A 22,816-nucleotide genomic window follows, 5' to 3' on the forward strand; every position below is an offset into this window, starting at 1 on the left:
AAAAATTATGTATAGAAATGACAAAGTAATTAGACGGTATTTAGAACCTTTTAAGCTGAAAAAATGAAATTAGATTTAAACTGTAAGGCTGAGTATTTTGATTCATTTATGAATATTTCTGAATCTATTGAATTGTACAATGAATTATTGACATACAATAAACTTACCAGCAAGTTTACTTTGGAAATGGCAAATGGAGAACGGTATCAGGAAAATTATGGCAAGATGATGTTCATTGACAGAAACTTAATTCAAGAAAAGAGATTTCCAGAATCAATATGGGGACCAAACCAAATATGGTCGGATAAAATGACATTAGTAAAAGATCGTATAGAAAGTTTTACAGGACATAAATTTGAAACTTGTGTTTGCATCTACTATCCCGATGGAAATACCGGTATTGATTATCATTCTGACCAAGTTGCATTTGGCGATACTACTAATATTGCGTCAGTAAGTATTGGTGAGGAAAGAATATTCCATTTGAGAGAAAAACGAACCAAGAAAGTACATGAAATCCTATTAAAAAATGGCAGTTTATTAATTATGGGAGAGGGGTGCCAGGATCGATATGAACATGCCTTACCGCTAGATTTAAATTGTAAAAAACCAAGAATTAATTTAACTTTTAGGAAATATGGATTCTAAAATTGATTTCTATAGCAATTTTGTATAAGAAAATTTTGGAGGTAAGTATAAATTTTGAATGATTGAATACGCCCCAAAAAAACACATATAAAAAATGCTCCAGATTTGACTATCTTAGAGTTCTGCCCTATTTTTAACAATCAGTCACGACTGAAAAAATTGTGCACAAAAAGACGGACTTTTCATATACTAGAATGTCGTGTGTAATACGAAAACAGATTTTAACATAAATTGAGAAATTAGAATACAATTATAGAATTACCCAAAATTGAATGAAAAAGACACTTACTTTATTACTCTTAATAACAACGATTAGTTATTCTCAGATCCTTGAACCTGTAAAATGGACAACCGAAGCAAAAAAAATATCAGATACTGAATACGATTTGATAATTAACGCAACGATTGAAAAAAATTATCATTTATACTCTCAAAATGTGCCAGATGATGGACCTCTTCCAACTATTTTTATATTTGAAAAAAGTAATAATTATGAATTGATTGGAAGTACAACTGAGGAAAAAGGACACACGATTTATGACCCAGTTTTTAAATTAAAAATTAAGTATTTTGATACTAAAACTACATTTAAACAGAGAATTAAACTGAATAATAAGAATCGTTTCAAAATAATTGGAGAAATTGAGTTTATGACTTGTAATGATTCTAACTGTGTTCCTGGATATGGAGATATTGAATTTGAAATTTGAGTAGATTGAGAAAGTAAAACTTAAAATACTACACACAATACCTCATAAAACTTATGCTTATATTTAAACTAAATACAAACTGACAAACATCCATTTGAAAGCATTCACCCTTTTTATGATGGGAATGGAAGAACTGGCAGATTATTAAATATATTATATTTGATAATCAATGAATTATTAGATATCCCAATACTTTATTTAAGTTCATATATTAATGAGAATAAATGTGAATATTATAGATTATTGAATACTGTTAATACGACTGATTAATGGGAAGAGTAACTATTTATATAAACTCGAAACTAATTGATATCCTAAAAAACCACTAACCACAACAAATAACTGAGTTAAAAAATAAGTAAATTCTTCATTATTTTTTCGACATTATAATTTAAGATCTATTATAATTTTTAATAGACTTTTTTGTTAATATTTACTTTTTCCTTTCAATACAACTCGCTCATAAATTTCTCTACAGCGCTTATAGTATCTACAGGCTGAAAAACGACATAAGAATAATAAGTTTCTCATTTTTTGATTGCCCATTTTACCAATCCTACTTTTTCCTCTAACACTTCTGCCTGAATGTCTGATTGTTGGGGATATAATCTCATAAATACACAACTGTTTTGAATTTTCCAACCGATTAAATCCATCAGTCATTACTATAAGCATTATAGCTGTTTTGTTACCCATTATTGGAATGCTTTTCAATAAAGTCAATTGCTTTTGTTGATAATCTTTAACTAATGAATTCAAACGATCTTCTAATAAACCTATTTCCTTTTTAATTGATTTTAAAGAACGATTTAAGGAACGATACACCACTTTAGAAGAGATTTCTAAGGTTTTTTCGCCGTATATTTTATTCTTTATAGCGGTGCTTTGTTTGAAGTAAATATCAATCTAATTAATTGAAGACATGCCGCTTGGCTTTCATCCTTAGCTTTGTGTAAAGGCACTTCATTGAACTGAGTATAGTGACAAATAGCTTTTACATCTGATAAGAAAGTAGGTGAAAAAATTGGCTATGTTAAATATTAGTATAATACTTGCAGAGAAATTAATAATGTAAAAAATACACTAATATTATGTCAAAATTGTTTTTAGCATTAACATTTTTAATCATGCCTTTTGTTTTATTTTCAAAAAACACTAATAAAGCTGACACTATTCAAGAGCCTTTATTCAAGCCGTTTATTGAAAGGTATATACTTGACGAAATAAAAAGTTTAAGGCAGGAAAATCTGAGTTTGAGAGCTCAAGTCACAAAACAAATTTCTGAAGCTAAATTAGAGTCATCAGACAGAGCAATAGAATATACAACAAGTACAATAAATAATATATTTTATATTATTACTGCAGCAGCTTCTTTGCTTGTGCTTTTAGGTTGGCGCTCGCTAAACGATATCAAAAAAAGCTTAAAAATTGATATGTCAAAAAAGATACAGACGCTTACTCTAGATTATGAAAAACGTTTACAGCAAATTGAGGTGAAGATGACCGAACGTTCAAAAGTAATAATAGAAACCCAACAAAATATAACAGAAACAAATTCGATACACTCCTTATGGTTGCGTGCTGGTCTAGAAAAAAGTGACGAGGATAAAATATTAATATATGATGAGATACTAAACATAAAACCGAATGATATTGAAGCAATGACCTATAAGGCTGATACACTTTTAGAAATAGGAGAAGTACGCTGGGCATTAAATCTTTCAAATAGTGCTATTGAGCATGATGATGAGTACGCCTTGGCATACTGGCAAAGAGCTTGTGCTTATGCAAAACTGGATAAGCAAGATGAAGCTTTAAAAGATATAAAAACGGCACTTGAACTGTCTGACACCCTTCAAGACGAACTGCATAATGAAAAACATTTTGAAAATTTGCATAATAATAAATTATTTAAATTATTAATTTCTCATTCATAATTATAAGTACATTGAAACGGTTTTAAATTTTTAAGAAACTACTAAAACTTCCATTCTTAAATGATTCTAAAATCTGAATTATTTTATCTAAATAGATATAAGTCGATATCTTAATTGAAAAAAGACATTAAAGTGTACATAAAATATTATAATAATGAAAGAATAGAATGAGCCCGATTGAATATCGAGCTCATTCTTATTAAAATTAATTATAAATTTGTCTAGTCTTTTGGGTGAACTTCATTTTCTATTCGTTTTATATTTGCTAACTTAGTTCCAAACAACACAGCTAAATCATATATTAACTTTAATAATTTGAAAGTCAATATGTAAAATGAACGCATTGCAAAATAAAATTTTAACTTGAGCTATTTTTTAGGGCAGAACATATATAACAGAAGACTTAAAAAGAAATTAATAACAAATGAATTGGATACTATTAATAATTGCCGGACTATTTGAAGTGGCTTTTGCAGCTTGTCTTGGAAAAGCAAAAGAATCAACAGGAGTTGAAACAACTTATTGGTTTATTGGATTTTTGATTTGTTTAGGAATAAGTATGTTGCTGCTTGTAAAAGCAACTCAAGAACTACCAATAGGAACTGCCTATGCGGTTTGGACAGGAATTGGTGCTGTAGGAACAGTTTTGGTTGGAATTCTGGTTTTTAAAGAACCCGCAACATTTTGGAGACTATTTTTTATTACAACATTAATTACCTCAATTATTGGACTGAAAGTAGTTACACATTAATCGAACGTAGAAAATAAAAACACAAAATTTACAGTCTTAAAAGACAACCTAGTCATGAGAAAAAAGCATTTTCAATAGTAGGATTAGTACTAACAGTTGCATTGTCCTTTGGACAAAGTAACCATTTTGATAAATTAAGCTTTACCATTGGAAATTGGACTGGAATAGGAAGTGGTTTTGGAGATGATACTTCAAAGATTGAATCAAGTTTTCAATTAGTCATGAATGAACAATACATTGAAGTAAAAAATGAATCTTGGTTTGAGCCGACTGAAAAGAATCCCAAAGGGGGAACATCATATTGACAAGGGATTTATAAGTTTTGACAAAAGTAGAAATACAATAGTTTTCAGACAATTTAATAATGAAGGCTATATAAATCAATACATTTTAAACAATGAGCTCTCAAATGATTCAACCTTAGTTTTTGAAACAGAAATTATTGAAAGCTTTATACTAGGAGGGAAAGCACGTTGGACAATTAAAAAGGTTTCTCAAAATGAAATAGAAACAACATTTGATGTTTCATTTCCTAATAAGGAATATACTTGTTTTGGTGTGAATGCCTTAGTAAGGAAAGAATATAATTAAAAAAAGTAATGACAAAACAACTTTTAACAATTGCTTTAGTTGCAATGGTATTCATAATAGCATGCAATCAAAAAACTAAAAAAGTAAATCAAGAATCAACAAAAACCGAAACAATGTCAATGGATTCGGACAATATCATAACCCAATCGCTGACAGATAAAAACGGATACACACTTAAAATGACTTTTGACAATGCAAGAAGTATTGTAACCATTGAATTTAAAGGAGAACAAACAGCACTTATTAGAAAAATAGCGGCATCTGGTATTTGGTATGTAAATGACCATTTTGAATTGAGAGGAAAAGGCAACGACATACAGTTGAAAAAGGATGGAAAACTGATTTTTAATCACCTAGATAATTTGGGCGAGTAGTGATAACCTTTGTTATTATGTCAGTAAAAAAGCCTATTTGAATACTATAAAATAAATATATTTGAAGTACAAGAAGCCCGCTTCTTGTGTTTAGAATTAAAAAGCAATATAAAAAATGAAAGTTACAGCAAAACATAATGAACGCATTGCAACAATGAAATTTTCCTCAGTATATCCTCATTACCTTTCAAAGGTAGAGAAGAAAGGTAGAACAAAGAAAGAGTTGCATCAAGTTATAGCCTGGCTAACAGGGTTTAGTAAAGAGAAAACACAAGAATTAATTGATAAGCAAGTAACATTTGAAACATTTTTTAAACAAGCAACCTTAAACTCAAATGCAGCGCTTATAAAAGGAGTAATATGCGGATATCGCATAGAGGAAATAGACAATCCTTTAACACAACAAGTAAGATATTTAGACAAACTAATAGATGAATTAGCAAAAGGACGTAAAATGGATAAAATTTTACGTGGAACTCAAACAAGTTCTAATTGACGCTAATCGGTATCTAAAATTTAGTTTTCAAATAGTTGGTTAAAAATAAATAGCGCACTAGTAATGCAACTAATAAAGGAAGCATTGCAGTATTAAAAACTTGAATTTTAAAAATCCAAACGAGTAACATTACGGCAATTAGGCCAATTAAACCTACATTATAATAATACATCCATTTTGGGAGTTTAGATTTTAATAGATAAAAAGCAACTATTAAATTGGGTGCGAATGCCCATAAAAAATTTAAATTTTTATACGTTGCGGTATGGTCGGTAGCAAACCAAAGTAATAAAACAGCAATTCCTATAATTCCTGTTATAAAGAAAAGTGAAAAGTCTAACCATTTGGATCTGCTATTATTTTTAAAGTTTTTATAGCTTAAAAAGAGTATAATTAAACTGATACAAGCAATAGCGAAGAGTGGTGTAGTTATAAAACTAAATGGTTTTAAAACCTCATTTTCTTTAGGGTTTAGCACTGTTTTAGTTTCATTAACCAAAGGTTGTGTTCCATTGTTAGTAGTAATTGTTGCATTTTCAAAAGCGTAAAAAATATAATCTGGTAAAAATTTATAATCGTCTTTTGATACTTCTTTATCTATAACAGAACCCAAAGCTAAATCAATACCAAATTTCCCCCATTTTTGTTTTTGAGTATAATCTGCAATTAAATCTCTGTGCGTTTTATGTGTGGAAATATGGTTATTATTAAATGCTACACTATCTTTTAAAATACTTTTTATTACTTCTTCTATTTTGGTAGAGCAATTGTTGTAAAAGAAATCGTATTGATAGTCTTTGTTAGATGGTTTTGCATTGTTTTCTAAAAAATTGTACGTTGCTTGTACTTGTTCTTTATTTAAGTTTAGCTCTTGGGTTTTAACCCATCTTTTTTCATAATTATAAATTTGTAAGAATAAACCATATCTTGAAGTTGATAATTGATACGTTAGTTTTCCTTTGGCAAAATTCAAATAAAAATTAGGCGCATTAAAATTAAAAGTTCCGTAATTATATATTTTATCTAACTTATTTATGGGGTCGAAAACGCGAAAAGCACTGTGCCCAAAAGTTGAATATAGTTCACTGCCAGGACCACAAGTTACTACACTTATAGTTGCTTTTTCTGAAAGGTTTATTTGCGCATTAAAAGGTATGTAAAAAAATAATAAAACTAAAAATATAGTGTATTTAGGATTCATAATTATCTAAAATTTTCAAAATCAACTTTTATAGAAAAAACATTTGAGTACAGTGCTGCACCCACGCTACCGATATTTGTTAAAGCGTAATCTATTTGAATTCCTTTGTATTTAAAACCCACGCCAAAATTTGGTTGAACAGAAGTTTCAGTAGTTGCATCGAATTGCAATTCTTTTTGAATATTGCCAATACCAGCTCTTAAATACACCAAGTCTGTATAATCTAATTGAAAACCTAAAGCAGGAGCTACACTTACAAAGTCTGAAGAAATTATATCGTTTGTTTTTGTAAATCGCATGTTTAAATCCAGTTCTGAAAGTAAATTAAAATCTTTGGAAATATTAAATTTTCTAGCCACACCAATTTGTGCTTTTGGAAGTGTAATTTCTGTAGATTCGGGTAATTCTTGATTTTGGTCTGGAATAGCATCTTGTATTTTATCAAATTCTGTTTCATCAAAACTCCAAGAATTATAGGTAGTTGTAATGTCTCTAACCATTAACCCGTATTTATAGTTATTTTTTTTATATTGAACTCCAGCATCTAAACCAAAACCCCAAGAAGTTGCGAATTCCCCAATAATTCTTCTAATAATTTTAGTATTTAAGCCTACATTCAACCCTTCAATATTTAAGTTTCTGGCATACGATAGATTTAAAGCATAATCGGCAGCAGAAAATAAACTAATACGGTTATAATCTATATTCCCCTCATTATCAATAAGTTCTGTGGTGTTTAAAATATCATCAACACCAAATCTTATTATTGCTATTCCAACTGCACTTTTTTCATCAATTGGCATTGCAAATGCAGCATAATCATATTTTGCAATTCCTTCAAAATATTCAGCATGCATTATAGAACCTTGGTAATTTTTAATATTCACTAAACCCGCAGGATTCCAATAAATTGAGTTTACATCTTTACTGGCGGCAACAACAGCTTTACTCATACCAAAAGCAGCTGCATCTACACCAATATTTAAAAATTCGTTGGAATATTTACGAACAGTTTGTGCTGAAATTATTTGGGTTGAAAATAAAATAAGTAATAAATATTTTTTCAAGATGATTTATTTTTAAACGAAAGTAAAAAAACTTTATAAAGTAACGTTCACTATTAAGAAATAATATGATTAATATAATTTAAAATTCTGTTTTCGCTCCACAATAAATCTTTACCTAAAAAGGAAGAGTTAAAACCAACGTGTCCACCGTATTTTGAAACTTCAAAAGTTATGTTGTTATTTGCTGATGCTTCTTTAAACGGATAACAACTTTTAGATAAAAAAGAATCGTCTAAGGCATTTATAATTAAGGTAGGAAGTTTAATGTCTTTTAAAAACTGTTTAGAACTGCATTGTGACCAATAATCACTTGCGTTTTTATAGCCAAAAAGCGGAGCAGTTACTGCATTGTCAAAATCTCTAAATGTTTTGGCATTAGCAATTGCATCTTTATCGAGTTTGCAGTCTGGAAACTTCTCTAGTTTTACCAACGTCTTTTCTTTAAGACTTATCATAAATCGATTTAAATATATTGCATTGTACCAGTTTGATAAAGAATTTGAAGACCCTTCTAAATCGCAGGGTGTAGATATTGCAATTCCACCTTTAATTTGATTCGGAATTTCATCAGTTTCACCTAAATATTTTAAGGTTATATTTCCGCCCATACTATATCCTAAAAGCACAATATTTTTATATGTATATTTTTTTAAAAGATGGTTAATAATAAATGTTACATCGTCTGTTTTACCACTGTTGTATGAATAAATATGATTGTTATCCTCTCCGCTGCAACCTCTAAAGTTTACAGCAACACAATCTATGTTATTGTTGTTTAAATGATTAACAACTGAAATTATGTATTTAGATTTTGAACTTCCTTCCAGACCGTGCATTGCAATAACGAGCGTTTCCGCATTATTTGTAGAAAAATCTAAATCTAAAAAATCGTTATCATCGGTTGAAATTCTTTCTCTCTTGTAGTTATTATTTCCATTATAAAATAATGTTTTATAAACAGTATTTATATGTGTGTTTTTAAAAAGTAGAGAAGGTTTGTAGCTAGATTCAATTATTGGCATAGACACGAACTATTAAAAAATAAGTATAAATTAATTTACTGAAAACAATTTGCTAAATTTACAAAAATTTAAAAAAGATGATGCTTAAAAAATACATTCCTAATTTATTAACGCTCTTAAATTTACTTTGTGGAACTATTGCAGTCATTTTTGCAGTTAATAACGAATTAGAACTAGCCGCTTATCTTGTTTTATTGGGCATATTTTTTGATTTTTTTGATGGATTTGCAGCACGTATTTTTAGCGTTGAAGGTGAATTAGGGAAACAGTTAGATTCCTTGGCAGATGTTGTTACAAGTGGAGTAGTTCCGGGAATTGTAGTTTATAAATTATTGCAAACTAAAAAGTCTATTGAAATTTTTAATACTGAAATAGTTTCTTGGAAAACTGAAGATATTGAATTGCTTCCTTTTTTAGGATTGATATTTACACTGGCGGCAGCCTATAGATTGGCAAAGTTTAATATTGATGAGCGTCAAACAAGTTCATTTATTGGTTTACCGACTCCTGCAGCAGCGTTGGTAGTTTTATCGCTACCATTAATATTAAATTATAGTTCATTAGAATTTGCAACAACTCTAATTGAAAACAAGTGGTTTTTAATTGGTTTAACAGCTGTTTTAAGTTTTTTAATGAATGCTGAGATTCCTTTATTTTCTTTAAAATTTAAAGATTATAGCTGGAAAAACAACAGGATTAAATATGTATTTTTAATACTGACAATTATTTTAGTTATTAGTTTGCAATTTATTGCAATTCCATTGGTAATACTATTATATATACTTCTTTCAATTTTTTTTAAAGAGCTTAAGTAAATTCTTCTTTTTGATAAGAAAAACCTCTAATAAATAAAGTGAATTTGAGTAATTAATAATAACTTTATGCCTTGATTATTAGATTAATTTAGCTAGAATAAAAATTGCAAAATGAACATTACGAAATATATTGTTAGTTCGCTTTTAGTTTTAAGTGTTAGTATAGTAAATGCTCAAATTAAATATCCAAATACTTTAAAAAAAACTACTGAAAACCAATATCATACTACAAAAATTGTTGATGATTATCAGTGGTTAGAAGAAATAGAATCTCCTGAAGTTAAAGAATGGGTTCGCCTTCAAAATAAATTATCAGAAAAGTTTTTAAATAAAATTAACAGAAAAATTGGCGCAAACAGGCAAATGAATAGATTCATGTATTACGATATGGAATACGATAAAGAATCAAAAGCAATTGATAACGAGAAATTATATTTTACATTAATGTATCCGGGAGCAGATAGTAAACCTTGTATTTATTATTCTAAAGGTTTAAAAGGTGGATATGAAAGGTTAATTAGCCCAAACTCAATTTCAAAAAAAGATGATATAATTTTTACATCTTTAAGCCCTTCAAAAGATGGAAGATTTTTAGCTTATCAATACAATAGAAATGGAAGTGATTGGAAAGAGTTAAAAATAGTGCAATTAAAAAATAGACATTATTTTAAAGAAACGCTAAAACATATTATTACGTCGGAAATATATTGGTTTGGTCAAGGGTTTTTTTATAAAAAATATAGATACACCTCAGCATTGGGGAAGAGAAATTTTCCAAGTATTTATTACCACAAATTAGGGACAGAACAATTAGAAGACCAATTAATTTTTAATACAAATAGTGAACAAGAAGAGCTAAATATTTATGGTACTCCAAAACAAAGCTTATTCATTATAAAAAAATCGAATAAGTTTGAAGAAAAGTTTAGTTTTTATTATTTAAATCCAAAAGAATCAAATTATGATTTTAAGCCAATGTTTGAAGAAATTAAGTACAATATTAATATTATTGGTTTTAAATCAGATACAGTTTATGCCTTAACTAAAATTAAAGAGAATAAATACATTATTTCATTTCCGTTAGAACAACCTAAAAAATGGAAATTACTAACCCCTATATATAAAAATGCAGTATTTACAGATTATGAACTACTGGAAGATAAGATTGTAGTTGCATATCAGTCAAATACATCATCTTTCATTTCAATAATAGATTATAATGCAAAAGTTTTAGGGGAGGTGGTTACACCAGAAGGGTTAAGCGTAAGTAGTTTAAATTTTTCTAAAGAATTTAATAAATTCTTTTTTAAATTATCTTCATACACTGTGCCACCTGTAACTTGTCAATTAGATTTAGAGAATTATAATTTTAAGTATCTTGGAAAAGTTGAAGTTGGGTTTGATGCCAAAAAATATAAGTTTTTAAGAAAGAATTTCACATCACATGATGGGACCAAAGTTCCAATGTTTATTGTTTATAAAGATTCATTACCTAAAAATGGCAACACCCCTTTTTTATTAAATACTTATGGAGGATATGGACAAATTGCAAAACCTGCATATAAGCCTGGTGTAATTTATTTTATTGAAAATGGAGGCGCTTATGCTTATATTCACGTTAGAGGAGGTGGAGAATTGGGAGAAAAGTGGCGGGAAGCTGGAAAAAAATTAAATAAAAAAAATTCCATATTAGATTTTACAAGTGCTGCGGAATATTTGATTGATGAGGGATATACAAAACCAAAAAGGATTGCAATTACAGGAGCATCTCATGGAGGGCTAATTACAGCAGCGGCAATCATTCAAAAACCTGATTTATTTGGAGCTGCAGTTATTGATGTTGGAGTAACAGACATGTTAAGGTTTGAAAACTCCGCAGTAGGTTCAACTTTTACCAATATAAATGAATTTGGCTCAGTGAGTAAAGAGTTAGAATTTAAAAACTTATTGTCTTATTCTCCATATCACAATATAAATTCAAAAGTAAATTATCCCTCAATGTTAATTGTTACTGGGAGTGATGATACGAGAGTTCCTCCATATCACTCTTTTAAGTTTGTTGCAAAGTTACAAAGCAATTTAGAGCAGAAAAATCCTATTCTCTTATGGACACAAGATAATACGGGGCATTTTGGAGCAAATGAAGCAAATTCGATTATTAAAGAAAATGCATTCATATATGGGTTTTTAATGGAAGAATTAAAAAAAGAAAAAGATTGAGTTTAAAATTTCTTTTTCTTTAATTCAAAGTCTTTACCCAAATATACACGTCTAACGGTTTCATCTGCTGCTAGTTCTTCTGGAGTTCCTTCTTTTAAAATACCACCCTCAAACATTAAATATGTTTTATCTGTAATAGCTAAGGTTTCTTGTACATTGTGGTCGGTAATTAAAATACCAATATTTCTATCTTTAAGGTGAGCAACAATACTTTGTATGTCTTCAACCGCAATTGGATCTACACCTGCAAAAGGTTCATCTAATAAAATAAATTTAGGATCAGATGCTAATGCACGCGCAATTTCAGTTCTTCTACGTTCGCCACCAGAAAGCAAATCTCCGCGGTTTTTACGCACATGGCCTAAGCTAAATTCTTCTATAAGTGATTCTAATTTTTCTTTTTGTTCTTTTTTAGAGAGGTCTGTAAATTGTAATACCGACATAATATTATCTTCAACAGATAATTTTCTAAAAACAGAAGCTTCCTGAGCTAAATAACCAACACCTTTTTGTGCTCTTTTATACATTGGGAAATCAGTAATCTTTTCATCGTCTAAGTAAATATCGCCTTCATTTGGTTTTATCATTCCAACAATCATGTAAAAAGAAGTTGTTTTTCCAGCTCCATTTGGGCCCAATAAACCCACAATTTCTCCTTGTTCAACTTCAAGAGAAATTCCATTTACCACATATCTGCTACCGTATTTTTTCTTAATATTTTCTGCTCTTAGTTTCATTTTTAATTGTTGTTTAATTTTTAAAAAGTTCTCACATCTCACTGTTCACTTTTTACTTCTCACCAGCTTCCAGTTCTTCCCAAAACTCATAAGCACGTCTTAAATGTGGAATTACAATTGTACCGCCAATTAAAGTTGCTATGGATAAAGTTTCCATAACTTCCTCTTTGGTAATACCTTCTTTAAAACAGGTTTCTAAATGGTACTTTACGCAATCGTCGCATCTTAAAACAGCAGATGCCACTAAACCTAATAATTCTTTTGTTTTAACATCTAAATGACCTTCTTTAAAAGCATTTGTATCTAAATTAAAAATACGCTTTATAACTTTATTGTCATCAGCTAAAATTTTATCGTTCATTTTTAAACGATACGCATTAAACTCTTCAACTTGATTAGGCATTCTGTTTACTTCTTTTAAGTTCTCGTTTTATTACAATTTTTGATATATAAATACTTAATTCATATAACATAAGAATAGGAATTGCTACTATTATTTGGCTAATAATATCTGGCGGAGTTATTACGGCTGCTAAAACTAATACTAACACCAATGCATGTTTTCTGTATTTTCTTAAAAAATCGGGAGTAATTAAACCCATTTTAGTTAGGAAATACATAATTATTGGCAATTCAAAAATAAATCCAGAAGCGAGTAATGAAGATCGCACTAAAGATATATAAGAGCCAATTTTAATATTTCTTTCAACAGCATCACTTACAGAATAATTTCCTAAAAAGTTTACAGAAAGTGGTGTTACAACATAGTAACCAAATAATACTCCAATAAAAAATAAAAATGATGAAATAAATATAAAGCTTTTAGCACTTTTTCTTTCTTTTTCATACAATCCAGGACTTATAAATTTCCAAACTTCCCAAAGAATAAAAGGAAAGGCAAGAATAAAACCAACAGTAATAGAGGTCCAAATATGAACGCTAAATTGTTCTGCCATTGCTAAACTTTGAAATGTAAATGGAATATCTTCAATACAAAGTCCTTCTGTACCAAAAAATTGTGAAACTTGACAAAATACCCGATATGTTAAAAAATTTGCATCTTTAGGAGCAAATAAAATTGTATTGAAAATAAAACCTTTCATTACAAAAGCAATAATTCCAAAGAAAAATATTGCCATACTAGATCTTACAAGATGCCATCTTAGTTCTTCAACGTGGTCTAAAAACGACATTTCTTTTTCTACTTTCGCCATTTTAAAAAATTCCTTCTTTTAATAAATCATGCAAATGTACAACTCCTACGTATTTTGTGCCATCTTCTACTAAAATTTGAGTGATATTATTATTTTCCATAGTTTCTAAAGCTTGAATTGCCATGGCATCAACAGAAATAGTTTTAGGATTTTTACCCATAATATTTTTTGCTAAAAGTACACTAATATCGGTATTGTCTTTTAACATACGTCTTAAATCTCCATCTGTAATAATACCAACAATTTTATTGTTTTCAACTACAGCAGTAGTTCCCAATCTTTTTTTAGAAATTTCTATAATAACATCTTTAATAGGTGTTGTTGGTGTTACCATTGGGAGTTCATTATTAGAAATTAAATCTCGTACTCTTAAATATAATTTTTTGCCAAGTGCACCTCCTGGATGGTATTTTGCAAAATCTTTACTAGAAAAATTGTTTTTTTCTAACAGGCAAACTGCAATAGCATCTCCAATAACTAATTGTGCGGTTGTGCTAGATGTTGGTGCTAAATTATTAGGACATGCTTCTTTTTCAACATAAGAGTTTAGAGCAAAATCAGCATTTGTTCCTAAATAAGATTGAATGTTTCCTGTAATTGCTACTATTTTATTGCCATAATTTTTTATTAAAGGCACTAAAACTTTAATTTCTGGAGTGTTTCCACTTTTAGAAATACATATAACGGTATCGTTTTTTTGAATATTTCCTAAATCTCCATGAATTGCATCTGCGGCATGCATAAAAATGGCAGGCGTCCCAGTAGAATTTAGAGTAGCAACAATTTTTGTTGCAATATTGGCACTTTTGCCAATACCAGTAACAATAACTCTTCCTTTAGAGGCTAATATATAATTAACAGTTTTTGTGAAATTATCATCAACAAAATTTATTAAATTCGCAATTGCTTTGCTTTCTTCAATAATTGTTTGCTTTGCAATATCAATAATTGTATTTTTATTTTTCAAAAGATTAAGTTTTACTATTAAAAAAAGTTTTATCTTTAGTTTCAAACAAAAATATATTTATTTAATTAGAAATTGAATAAACTATTAAAAAAATAAAAATTTGAGTTGTATTTTTAACATTTAAAATGCAATCTTATTTTTTAAATGATAATCAAATATAAATAATGAGTGAGAAAAGTGTTGATTTACACAAAGAATTAAAGAACTATTTTGGTTTTAATAAGTTTAAAGGTTTACAAGAGCAAGTTATAAAAAGTTTAATTGACGGAAATGATACTTTTGTAATAATGCCAACAGGTGGTGGAAAATCCCTTTGTTACCAATTACCAGCTTTAATAAAAGAGGGTACTGCAATTGTGGTTTCTCCATTAATTGCTTTAATGAAAAACCAGGTTGATGCAATTAGAGGTATTTCTGCCAATAGAGGAATTGCACATGTATTGAATTCTTCATTAAATAAAACTGAAGTTGCTCAAGTTAAAAGTGACATTGAAAACGGAATTACTAAATTATTGTATGTAGCTCCGGAATCTTTAATCAAAGAAGAGTATATAGATTTTTTAAAAAATCAAGAAATTTCTTTTGTAGCTATAGATGAAGCACATTGTATTTCTGAATGGGGTCACGATTTTAGACCAGAATATAGAAACTTAAGAACCATTATAGAAAAAATAGATAAAGTTCCTATAATAGGTTTAACTGCCACGGCAACAGAAAAAGTTCAAGAAGATATTTTAAAAACCTTAGGAATGTCTGATGCAAAAACATTTAAAGCATCGTTTAACAGACCTAATTTATTTTATGATGTGCGTCCAAAAACAGCAAACGTAAATTCAGATATTATTAGATTTATTCGTTTACATATGAATAAATCGGGTATTATTTACTGTTTAAGTAGAAAAAAAGTTGAAGAAGTTGCACAGGTTTTACAAGTTAACGGAATAAAAGCAGTGCCATATCACGCAGGTTTAGATGCAAAAACAAGATCAAGACATCAAGACATGTTTTTAATGGAAGAAGTAGATGTTGTTGTAGCAACTATTGCTTTTGGAATGGGAATAGACAAGCCAGATGTGCGTTTTGTAATTCACCACGATATCCCAAAAAGTTTAGAAAGTTATTACCAAGAAACAGGACGTGCTGGACGTGATGGAGGAGAAGGGTATTGCTTGGCATATTATTCTTATAAAGATATTGAGAAATTAGAAAAATTCTTGTCGGGTAAACCAATTGCGGAACAAGAAATTGGAAATGCCTTATTACAAGAAGTTGTTGGGTACGCTGAAACTTCCATGTCTAGAAGAAAGTATTTATTGCATTATTTTGGTGAAGATTTTGACGAAGTTAATGGCTTGGGTGCAAATATGGACGACAATGTTGTAAACCCAAAGAAAAAGCATGAAGCGAAAGACGATTTAAAACTATTATTGGAAGTTGTAACAAAATCCAATGAAAAATATAAATCTAAAGAAGTTGTAAATACACTTACTGGTAAAGTTAATGCATTATTAAAATCTCATAAAACAGATGAACGACCATTTTTTGGATCTGGTGCGAAACGTGATGGAAAGTATTGGATGGCCCTTATTAGACAGGCACTAGTTGCTGGATTTATAAGAAAAGAAATTGAGCAGTATGGAGTTGTTAAAATTACTGAAGCGGGTAAGAATTATATTAAAAATCCTACAACTTTTTTAATGACTGAAGACCATAAATATGATGAAAACGATGAAGCGGCTATTATTACCAATACAAAAAGTAGTGGTGCGGCTGCCGATGAAACATTAGTTAAATTGTTAAAAGATTTACAAAAATCTGTTGCAAAAAAGAATGGTGTTCCACCTTATGCTGTTTTTCAGGAACTTTCTTTAGATGATATGGCTTTAAAATATCCAATTACTATAGATGAATTAAAAAATATTTATGGAGTTGGAGAGGGCAAGGCTCGAAAATTTGGAAAACCATTTATAGACTTAATTTCAAAGTATGTAGAAGAAAATGATATTATAAGACCAGATGATTTTATAGTAAAGAGTACAGGTGTTAACTCTGGTTTAAAATTATATATTATTCAAAATACAGACAGAAAATTACCTCTTGAAGATATTGCAAAATCTAAAGGTTTAGAGTTTAACGAGCTTATTGAAGAAATGCAACGTATTGTATATAGCGGTACAAAAATTAACATAGATTATAGTATTGATGAGTTGTTAGACGAAGATCAACAAGAAGAAATTTTTGAATATTTTATGGAAGCTGAAAACGACAGTATTCAAAATGCTTTAGATGAATTTGATGGAGATTACGACGAAGAAGAATTAAGATTAATGAGAATTAAGTTTATAAGTCAGGTTGCGAACTAAAGTATTGTTAATTAATTGATAATTAATTATTAATTCTACCTAATTATATCTAGGTTTAAAACAAAAAAGCTTACATATTTTCACATAATTTTAAAGTTAAATTAGAATTTCATAAAACATTCAAACCCTTATTTTTAAGGGTTTTTTTTATATTGAATTTTCTTAATATTTTTAAATTTACCTGTCGTTTAAAACAAATTGTTGTTTATAAATAACACGGTAAATATTAATAATTATAGTCATAAACTTTTTTGAATGAGTGCTTTAAAATCAATAAAAAAATCTAACTTTTTACAGCAAAGAATGTATGAAGCCGTTTTGTTTTTGCTTGTGTTTTTTGGAATATTTGGATACATGGGATCAACTATGGGAGTTTCAAATATGTTAAATACCATTATGAATACTGCATGGGATTTACTAATGAATACCGTATTTTATATAATGGGTATTACTGTATTATCGGGTGCTTTGGGTAAATTATTAATAGAATTTGGAGTAGTACGTTTATTAGAAATAATTTTAGCTCCTTTAATGCGTCCCTTATTCAATTTACCAGGAGTTGCATCTTTAGCGGGTGTTTTAACTTTTTTATCAGACAATCCAGCAATTATAAGTTTATCAAATGATAAAAACTTCAATAAATATTTCAAAAAATTTGAACTTATTTCATTAACAAATTTTGGAACTGCTTTTGGAATGGGATTAATTGTAATAACTTTTATGTCCACATTAAAAATACCAGGGAATACCGATAATTTATTGATTGCAGCAATGATAGGTCTTTTTGGAGCATTAATGGGAGCAGTAATTTCAACAAGGCTAATGCAATATTTTATTAAAGGTAAAATTAAAGAAACAGATACTAATTCAGTTCATAAAATTGAAGAAAACATAAGTTTTAAGAGTGAAGGAAGTGTATTTATTAGATTTTTAAATTCGATTTTAGACGGAGGAAAATCTGGGGTAAGTTTAGGTTTGGCAATTATACCAGGGGTTTTAATTATTTCTACAATGGTTATGATGTTAACTTTTGGTGTAAAAGATGCTGCTATTGGTTATCAAGGTTTAGCGTATGAAGGAGTTCCGTTACTACCAGAATTAGCAGGAAAAATATGGTGGCTTTTTGAAGGTTTATTTGGTTTTGAAAACCCAGAACTAATTGCGTTTCCAATAACCTCACTAGGTGCAGTTGGAGCGTCACTTTCATTAGTTAAGGCATTTATTGCAGATGGTATTGTAACGGGAGATACCATCGCAGTTTTCACAGCAATGGGAATGTGTTGGAGTGGTTATTTAAGTACTCATACAGCAATGTTAGATACTTTAAAATTTAGAGAATTAACATCTAAAGCTTTAATTTCTCATACTATTGGTGGTATTTTTGCAGGTGTAGTTGCCCATTATTGTTACCTTTTAATACAATATTTTTTATAGTGATAAATGGTGTTTTTAAGCCAAATAAGCTACAACCATTCCTATTAGTATTGCAATAAATTTATAAAGATTAAATTTATGATCTTTAGAGGTTTCAAATAAAATAATGGTTGAAATATGCAATAATACTCCAATTACTACTGCAGTAATTTCTGTTCTATAAGTCAATAAGAAAGGTATGTTTCCTCCAGCTAAACTTCCTAAAGGAGACATACAGGAAAATACTAATAAAAATAGTACAGCATTTATTTTTGGAATGTTCGATTTTACAAAAAATGTTCCTAAAATAATTGCAATTGGAACTTTATGAATTACTATTGCCCATAATAAATGTTCATGATGATGGTGATTGTGCCCTAGAGGAATACCTTCCATAAATGCGTGAATTCCTAAACTGACAAATAATCCCCAAGGGAAATCAATATTTTCTTGAATATGAATGTGTCCGTGTTCGGCTCCTTTTGAGAAAAAATCTAAAATTAGTTGCAATAAAAGTCCAGAAAGTATATATAACCCAATATTTGTATTTTTTGAATCGTAAACTTCTGGAAATAAATGAAGTATTGTAATAGATAGTAAATATGCACCACTAAAAGCTAATAATAATTGTATCGTTTTTGCGCTGGGTTTTAACCCAAAAACAATTACTATTCCAATTAAAACCGATAAAATAAGGGCAATGTATGTCATTCTAAAACTAAAATTAAACGATCTGAATTATTCTCATTAAATGTATCTAATTGATAATTTCCAAAAGTATGTTTTATTTTAAAGCCAACAGAATCTAAATATAAATTTATTTTTGTTAAATCTAAGCATTTTACTTTTTCAAAATAGGTGTGATGTTCACCATCGGAATCAAAATTAATTTCTTTTACAATAAATCCGTTTTTTACATAGCGTTTTATGTTAAATGTAATGCCATCAATTATCTGAATTTCATCAGGTACTAAATTTTGAATTACTTTTTTGGCATTCATAAAATCTATAATGGCAATTCCATTCGGGTTTAATCTATTTTTTATATTTTGTAAAACCTTAATATCCTCATTATCATCTTCAAAAAAACCAAAACTGGTAAACAAATTTAAAACTACATCAAACTTAGATGTAAATGAATTACGCATATCGTGTTCAACAAAATGTAAACTTTCATTTTCAAATTTTTTTGCAATGGAGATGCTGTTTTTAGATAAATCTGCTCCAACTACATTATATCCTAATTGGTTTAGAAAGATAGAATGTCTTCCTTTTCCGCAAGCTAAATCCAACAGTTTTGCTTCTTTTTTAATAGTTAAAAAAGAAACTATGTTTTTTATAAATTCTTGTGCTTCTGTGTCGTCTCTGTGTTTGTATAAAATGTGATAATAACTGGTGTCGAACCAAGAAGCAAACCACGCTGTTTTTTTATTCATAATTGTTTAATGCGAGCAAAAATAATGAATTGAAATTGTTTTTATGAATAGTAGTGCTTAAATTTTAATCTTTTATTTATAATTTACAAAAAAGGAACTTTTAGGGTATGATTAAAAACATTGAACAATTTACCTATTATTTAAGTACTTTTGCAAAAATTAAAAGATATGTATCATAATTTTAAAATGGTTGCTACCACCATGTTTGGTTTGGAAGAAGTTTTAGCAACCGAACTTACTAATTTAGGAGCTCAAGATGTTGAGATAGGTGTAAGAAACGTTTCATTTGTTGGAGATAAAGGTTTTATGTACAAAGCCAATATTGCGTTGCGTACTGCCATTAGAATTTTAAAACCAATTAAACGTTTTAAAGTTTTTGATGAAGATGATTTGTACAAAAAGATTCAGCAAATAGAGTGGGAACGTTTTATGAATGTGGATAGTACTTTTGCTATTGGTGCAGTTGTAAATTCAAAGAATTTTACTACAAACTCACATTATATATCATTAAAATCTAAAGATGCCATTGCAGATTATTTTAGACATAAATACCATAAAAGACCAAATGTAGATGTAAAACATCCAGATTTAAAGATACATGTACACATTCACAAAGATTTATGTTCCATTTCTTTAGACAGTTCGGGAGATTCTTTGCACAAACGTGGATATAGAAATTTAACCAATATTGCTCCAATTAACGAAGTGTTGGCTGCTGGTTTGGTGTTGCTTTCTGGATATAGAGGCGATTGTAATTTTATTGACCCAATGTGTGGCTCTGGAACCATTTTAATTGAAGCTGCAATGATTGCTAATAATATTCCGGCAAATATTAACCGAAAAGAATTTGGTTTTGAAAACTGGGAAGATTATGACGAAGATTTGTTTTTTAAAATTCAAGATGTGCTTTTAAAGAAAATTACCAATTCTCATTTTAAAATTATGGGATTTGATAAAGCTCCTTCTGCTGTTAGAAAAGCAAAAGAAAATATTGAGAATGCTAATTTATCCGAGTTTATTGGTGTACATCATATAAATTTTTTCAATTCAGCCAAAGAAGTTTTTGGTAAAACAACCATTTTGTTCAATCCACCTTATGGTGAACGGTTAGATATTGATATCAATCAGTTTTATAAAAATATTGGAGATACTTTAAAAGGTGGATATCCAGATTCTACAGTTTGGTTTATAACTTCAAACAAAGAAGCTATAAAACACGTTGGTTTAAGAACTTCAAAAAGAATTCCGTTAAAAAATGGAGATTTAGATTGTGTTTATGTGCGATATGATATTTATGAAGGAAGTAGAAAAGCAAAAAAACTAAAAAAGAATAATGAAACTGATGCTGATAATTTAGAAGAAGAATAAAATTATTGGCTGCTGGGTTTAGTTATTGATTGGAGTCGAAATGGAATTGAAGCAAGGTTGTAGCCAATTAGTTAAACCAAGTTGTTTTAGCTTTATCATTCCTTAATAGGCAGCGATCCATATACTGTAAAAATTGATTACTGCTTTTTAAGGAAATACAAATTTTTTATTTCTTCATAATTAATTCGTTTCAATTAAATAGCTTTTATTAATTTTGCACAAACATAATTCTATGTATAAAATTATTATTCGCCCTTTATTTTTTCTTTTCGATCCAGAAAAAATTCATCATTTTACTTTTTCGTTAATTAGAATCTTGTCTAAAATACCTGGAATTCCAGCAATTTTTAGAAGTTTGTATCAAATTAACAATAAAAAATTAGAACGGAAATTATTTGGATTAACATTTAAAAATCCAGTTGGTTTGGCAGCAGGGTTCGATAAAAATGCTGTTTTATATAATGAATTAGCAAATTTTGGTTTCGGTTTTATTGAAATTGGTACAGTAACTCCAAAAGCACAAGCGGGAAATCCTAAAAAGAGAGTTTTTAGGTTAAAGGCAGACAAAGCCATTATTAACCGAATGGGATTTAATAATAAAGGTTTAAAAGCTGCAATTAAACAATTAAAAAAGAACAAAGGAAAACTTGTAATTGGTGGTAATATAGGCAAAAATACCGACACAATGCCAGATGGCTATACTGCAGATTATTTAAAATGTTTTTCGGAATTACATCCCTTTGTAGATTATTTTGTATTGAATGTTAGTTGCCCTAATGTTGGAAGCCATGCAAAATTAACCGATAAAGATTATTTAATTGAATTGATTACAACTGTTCAAAAATTAAACAAAACATTTAGCAAGCAAAAGCCAATATTGCTAAAAATTGGACCAGATTTAAATAAAATTCAGTTAGATGAAGTAATTGAAATAGTTTCAGAAACTAAAATAGACGGAGTAATTGCAACAAATACTTCAACAAACAGAGATGGATTGTTAGCTTCAAAAGAACAATTAGACGCAATTGGAAATGGAGGATTAAGTGGAAAACCAATTAAAGATAATAGTACAAAAGTAATTAAATATTTAGCTGAAACATCTAACAAGGCTTTTCCAATTATTGGAGTTGGTGGAATTCATTCAGCCCAAGATGCACTTGAAAAGATAAATGCTGGTGCAGATTTAATTCAGATTTATACAGGCTTTATTTATGAAGGACCTGCCTTGGTTAAAAGGATTAATAAGGCTGTTTTGGAAGACAGTTAAGGAATTGATGATTAAAAAGCGGAAATGTATTAAAAGCGCCTGAACGTTATAAATAATTGCTAATTATAATTTACTAAAAAAAGCTGTAATTTCTTTTTGAATTCTTTCATAAATAGTAGGATTGTTAGTTAAAATATATCCGTTTATCAAATATCAGATTTTTACTTTTTAGTTTATTTTAGCTTTTTACTCACTAATAATATTAAAAACTAACAATTT

Annotated in this window: 24 protein-coding genes and 1 pseudogene; 15 read left to right on the forward strand and 10 right to left on the reverse strand. The window is 28.9% G+C overall.

The window, feature by feature from the left end:
- The first annotated feature begins 63 nt into the window (after positions 1-63).
- The 3 genes and pseudogenes from IEW75_RS10395 to IEW75_RS10405 all read left to right on the forward strand — a co-directional run.
- On the forward strand, positions 64-648 hold the full coding sequence (locus IEW75_RS10395) for an alpha-ketoglutarate-dependent dioxygenase AlkB (protein WP_134246372.1): 585 nt from the start codon (positions 64-66) through the stop codon (positions 646-648).
- A 272-nt stretch (positions 649-920) separates the two neighbouring features.
- Entirely contained in the window at positions 921-1,358 is a 438-nt protein-coding gene (locus tag IEW75_RS10400; RefSeq protein ID WP_134246373.1) for a protein-disulfide reductase DsbD domain-containing protein, read from the forward strand.
- A gap of 93 nt (positions 1,359-1,451) precedes the next feature.
- A pseudogene (locus IEW75_RS10405) lies at positions 1,452-1,619 on the forward strand (Fic family protein); the annotation flags it as partial.
- A gap of 165 nt (positions 1,620-1,784) precedes the next feature.
- Here the strand turns inward: IEW75_RS10405 and IEW75_RS10410 are convergent.
- Positions 1,785-2,186: a transposase gene (locus tag IEW75_RS10410; protein WP_134246374.1), complete on the reverse strand. Its 402-nt coding sequence runs from the start codon at positions 2,184-2,186 to the stop codon at positions 1,785-1,787.
- A gap of 263 nt (positions 2,187-2,449) precedes the next feature.
- Here IEW75_RS10410 and IEW75_RS10415 point away from each other — a divergent pair, with 263 nt between their 5' ends.
- The 6 genes from IEW75_RS10415 to IEW75_RS10440 all read left to right on the forward strand — a co-directional run bounded on the left by IEW75_RS10415 (position 2,450) and on the right by IEW75_RS10440 (position 5,507).
- Positions 2,450-3,295, forward strand: coding sequence for a tetratricopeptide repeat protein (locus tag IEW75_RS10415; protein ID WP_134246375.1), 846 nt, complete (start codon positions 2,450-2,452; stop codon positions 3,293-3,295).
- A 424-nt stretch (positions 3,296-3,719) separates the two neighbouring features.
- A complete protein-coding gene (locus IEW75_RS10420; RefSeq protein ID WP_134246376.1) occupies positions 3,720-4,046 on the forward strand; it encodes a DMT family transporter in 327 nt (108 codons plus the stop codon).
- Positions 4,047-4,147: 101 nt separating this feature from the next.
- Positions 4,148-4,351 carry a hypothetical protein gene (locus tag IEW75_RS10425; RefSeq protein WP_134246377.1) on the forward strand — a complete coding sequence of 68 codons (204 nt, stop codon included), beginning with the start codon at positions 4,148-4,150 and terminating at the stop codon, positions 4,349-4,351.
- A complete protein-coding gene (locus IEW75_RS10430; RefSeq protein ID WP_134246378.1) occupies positions 4,296-4,637 on the forward strand; it encodes a hypothetical protein in 342 nt (113 codons plus the stop codon). Before IEW75_RS10425 ends, IEW75_RS10430 begins: the two co-directional genes overlap by 56 nt.
- Before the next feature lie 8 nt (positions 4,638-4,645).
- Positions 4,646-5,011: an MliC family protein gene (locus IEW75_RS10435; protein ID WP_134246379.1), complete on the forward strand. Its 366-nt coding sequence runs from the start codon at positions 4,646-4,648 to the stop codon at positions 5,009-5,011.
- 115 nt (positions 5,012-5,126) lie between these two features.
- On the forward strand, positions 5,127-5,507 hold the full coding sequence (locus IEW75_RS10440; RefSeq protein ID WP_134246380.1) for a DUF2200 domain-containing protein: 381 nt from the start codon (positions 5,127-5,129) through the stop codon (positions 5,505-5,507).
- 13 nt (positions 5,508-5,520) lie between these two features.
- Here the strand turns inward: IEW75_RS10440 and IEW75_RS10445 are convergent, their stop codons facing one another.
- The 3 genes from IEW75_RS10445 to IEW75_RS10455 are packed head-to-tail and all read right to left on the reverse strand — an operon-like array spanning position 5,521 to position 8,797.
- Positions 5,521-6,708: a lipoprotein N-acyltransferase Lnb domain-containing protein gene (locus tag IEW75_RS10445; RefSeq protein WP_134246381.1), complete on the reverse strand. Its 1,188-nt coding sequence runs from the start codon at positions 6,706-6,708 to the stop codon at positions 5,521-5,523.
- 2 nt (positions 6,709-6,710) lie between these two features.
- A complete protein-coding gene (locus tag IEW75_RS10450) occupies positions 6,711-7,775 on the reverse strand; it encodes a putative type IX sorting system protein PorV2 (RefSeq protein ID WP_229714438.1) in 1,065 nt (354 codons plus the stop codon).
- Between the two features lie 53 nt (positions 7,776-7,828).
- The gene (locus IEW75_RS10455; RefSeq protein ID WP_134246382.1) at positions 7,829-8,797 is read right to left on the reverse strand and encodes a YheT family hydrolase; all 969 of its coding nucleotides are present in this window, start codon (positions 8,795-8,797) and stop codon (positions 7,829-7,831) included.
- Positions 8,798-8,874: 77 nt separating this feature from the next.
- On the opposite strand from IEW75_RS10455, the gene IEW75_RS10460 reads away from it, so the two are divergent.
- On the forward strand, positions 8,875-9,612 hold the full coding sequence (locus IEW75_RS10460) for a CDP-alcohol phosphatidyltransferase family protein (protein WP_134246383.1): 738 nt from the start codon (positions 8,875-8,877) through the stop codon (positions 9,610-9,612).
- A 111-nt stretch (positions 9,613-9,723) separates the two neighbouring features.
- Positions 9,724-11,832 (forward strand): prolyl oligopeptidase family serine peptidase, encoded by a 2,109-nt coding sequence (locus IEW75_RS10465; RefSeq protein ID WP_134246384.1) that lies wholly within the window; start codon positions 9,724-9,726, stop codon positions 11,830-11,832.
- Positions 11,833-11,834: 2 nt separating this feature from the next.
- Here the strand turns inward: IEW75_RS10465 and lptB are convergent, their stop codons facing one another.
- The 4 genes from lptB to IEW75_RS10485 are packed head-to-tail and all read right to left on the reverse strand — an operon-like array spanning position 11,835 to position 14,750.
- The gene (gene lptB, locus IEW75_RS10470; protein WP_134246385.1) at positions 11,835-12,569 is read right to left on the reverse strand and encodes an LPS export ABC transporter ATP-binding protein; all 735 of its coding nucleotides are present in this window, start codon (positions 12,567-12,569) and stop codon (positions 11,835-11,837) included.
- 52 nt (positions 12,570-12,621) lie between these two features.
- Positions 12,622-12,972, reverse strand: coding sequence for a carboxymuconolactone decarboxylase family protein (locus tag IEW75_RS10475; RefSeq protein ID WP_134246386.1), 351 nt, complete (start codon positions 12,970-12,972; stop codon positions 12,622-12,624).
- On the reverse strand, positions 12,965-13,783 hold the full coding sequence (gene tatC / locus IEW75_RS10480; protein ID WP_134246387.1) for a twin-arginine translocase subunit TatC: 819 nt from the start codon (positions 13,781-13,783) through the stop codon (positions 12,965-12,967). Before tatC ends, IEW75_RS10475 begins: the two co-directional genes overlap by 8 nt.
- Position 13,784: 1 nt before the next feature.
- Complete coding sequence (locus IEW75_RS10485) at positions 13,785-14,750, reverse strand: KpsF/GutQ family sugar-phosphate isomerase (RefSeq protein ID WP_134246388.1); 966 nt, start codon at positions 14,748-14,750, stop codon at positions 13,785-13,787.
- Positions 14,751-14,914: 164 nt separating this feature from the next.
- Here IEW75_RS10485 and IEW75_RS10490 point away from each other — a divergent pair, with 164 nt between their 5' ends.
- Together IEW75_RS10490 and IEW75_RS10495 are read left to right on the forward strand one after the other, a co-directional pair.
- Positions 14,915-17,113: a RecQ family ATP-dependent DNA helicase gene (locus tag IEW75_RS10490; RefSeq protein WP_134246389.1), complete on the forward strand. Its 2,199-nt coding sequence runs from the start codon at positions 14,915-14,917 to the stop codon at positions 17,111-17,113.
- Positions 17,114-17,368: 255 nt separating this feature from the next.
- Entirely contained in the window at positions 17,369-18,547 is a 1,179-nt protein-coding gene (locus IEW75_RS10495) for a CD0519/CD1768 family membrane protein (protein WP_134246390.1), read from the forward strand.
- Between the two features lie 15 nt (positions 18,548-18,562).
- Here IEW75_RS10495 and IEW75_RS10500 read toward each other — a convergent pair whose 3' ends face one another.
- Both IEW75_RS10500 and IEW75_RS10505 read right to left on the reverse strand, forming a co-directional pair.
- Positions 18,563-19,237 (reverse strand): ZIP family metal transporter, encoded by a 675-nt coding sequence (locus IEW75_RS10500; protein WP_134246391.1) that lies wholly within the window; start codon positions 19,235-19,237, stop codon positions 18,563-18,565.
- Positions 19,234-19,962, reverse strand: a complete 729-nt coding sequence (locus IEW75_RS10505) for a class I SAM-dependent methyltransferase (RefSeq protein WP_134246392.1) — start codon at positions 19,960-19,962, stop codon at positions 19,234-19,236. The genes IEW75_RS10500 and IEW75_RS10505 overlap by 4 nt, the downstream gene beginning before the upstream one ends.
- 168 nt (positions 19,963-20,130) lie before the next feature.
- Here IEW75_RS10505 and IEW75_RS10510 point away from each other — a divergent pair, with 168 nt between their 5' ends.
- Together IEW75_RS10510 and IEW75_RS10515 are read left to right on the forward strand one after the other, a co-directional pair.
- Positions 20,131-21,330 carry a THUMP domain-containing class I SAM-dependent RNA methyltransferase gene (locus IEW75_RS10510; RefSeq protein WP_134246393.1) on the forward strand — a complete coding sequence of 400 codons (1,200 nt, stop codon included), beginning with the start codon at positions 20,131-20,133 and terminating at the stop codon, positions 21,328-21,330.
- Positions 21,331-21,562: 232 nt separating this feature from the next.
- Complete coding sequence (locus IEW75_RS10515; RefSeq protein ID WP_134246394.1) at positions 21,563-22,597, forward strand: quinone-dependent dihydroorotate dehydrogenase; 1,035 nt, start codon at positions 21,563-21,565, stop codon at positions 22,595-22,597.
- Positions 22,598-22,816 lie beyond the last annotated feature (219 nt).

The sequence above is a fragment of the Lutibacter litoralis genome, from assembly GCF_014646675.1.
GTDB classification, from domain to species: domain Bacteria; phylum Bacteroidota; class Bacteroidia; order Flavobacteriales; family Flavobacteriaceae; genus Lutibacter; species Lutibacter litoralis.

What these genes read in the sequence shown, in the direction of transcription:
- IEW75_RS10475 (WP_134246386.1), bottom strand. Translation starts at nt 12,972, where the DNA reads ATGCCTAATCAAGTTGAAGAGTTTAATGCGTATCGTTTAAAAATGAAC.
- IEW75_RS10510 (WP_134246393.1), top strand. Translation starts at nt 20,131, where the DNA reads ATGTATCATAATTTTAAAATGGTTGCTACCACCATGTTTGGTTTGGAA.
- IEW75_RS10440 (WP_134246380.1), top strand. Translation starts at nt 5,127, where the DNA reads ATGAAAGTTACAGCAAAACATAATGAACGCATTGCAACAATGAAATTT.
- IEW75_RS10500 (WP_134246391.1), bottom strand. Translation starts at nt 19,237, where the DNA reads ATGACATACATTGCCCTTATTTTATCGGTTTTAATTGGAATAGTAATT.
- IEW75_RS10460 (WP_134246383.1), top strand. Translation starts at nt 8,875, where the DNA reads ATGATGCTTAAAAAATACATTCCTAATTTATTAACGCTCTTAAATTTA.
- IEW75_RS10515 (WP_134246394.1), top strand. Translation starts at nt 21,563, where the DNA reads ATGTATAAAATTATTATTCGCCCTTTATTTTTTCTTTTCGATCCAGAA.
- IEW75_RS10420 (WP_134246376.1), top strand. Translation starts at nt 3,720, where the DNA reads ATGAATTGGATACTATTAATAATTGCCGGACTATTTGAAGTGGCTTTT.
- tatC (WP_134246387.1), bottom strand. Translation starts at nt 13,783, where the DNA reads ATGGCGAAAGTAGAAAAAGAAATGTCGTTTTTAGACCACGTTGAAGAA.
- IEW75_RS10400 (WP_134246373.1), top strand. Translation starts at nt 921, where the DNA reads ATGAAAAAGACACTTACTTTATTACTCTTAATAACAACGATTAGTTAT.
- IEW75_RS10445 (WP_134246381.1), bottom strand. Translation starts at nt 6,708, where the DNA reads ATGAATCCTAAATACACTATATTTTTAGTTTTATTATTTTTTTACATA.
- IEW75_RS10490 (WP_134246389.1), top strand. Translation starts at nt 14,915, where the DNA reads ATGAGTGAGAAAAGTGTTGATTTACACAAAGAATTAAAGAACTATTTT.
- IEW75_RS10435 (WP_134246379.1), top strand. Translation starts at nt 4,646, where the DNA reads ATGACAAAACAACTTTTAACAATTGCTTTAGTTGCAATGGTATTCATA.
- IEW75_RS10455 (WP_134246382.1), bottom strand. Translation starts at nt 8,797, where the DNA reads ATGCCAATAATTGAATCTAGCTACAAACCTTCTCTACTTTTTAAAAAC.
- IEW75_RS10415 (WP_134246375.1), top strand. Translation starts at nt 2,450, where the DNA reads ATGTCAAAATTGTTTTTAGCATTAACATTTTTAATCATGCCTTTTGTT.
- lptB (WP_134246385.1), bottom strand. Translation starts at nt 12,569, where the DNA reads ATGAAACTAAGAGCAGAAAATATTAAGAAAAAATACGGTAGCAGATAT.
- IEW75_RS10465 (WP_134246384.1), top strand. Translation starts at nt 9,724, where the DNA reads ATGAACATTACGAAATATATTGTTAGTTCGCTTTTAGTTTTAAGTGTT.
- IEW75_RS10430 (WP_134246378.1), top strand. Translation starts at nt 4,296, where the DNA reads ATGAATCTTGGTTTGAGCCGACTGAAAAGAATCCCAAAGGGGGAACAT.
- IEW75_RS10505 (WP_134246392.1), bottom strand. Translation starts at nt 19,962, where the DNA reads ATGAATAAAAAAACAGCGTGGTTTGCTTCTTGGTTCGACACCAGTTAT.
- IEW75_RS10495 (WP_134246390.1), top strand. Translation starts at nt 17,369, where the DNA reads ATGAGTGCTTTAAAATCAATAAAAAAATCTAACTTTTTACAGCAAAGA.
- IEW75_RS10395 (WP_134246372.1), top strand. Translation starts at nt 64, where the DNA reads ATGAAATTAGATTTAAACTGTAAGGCTGAGTATTTTGATTCATTTATG.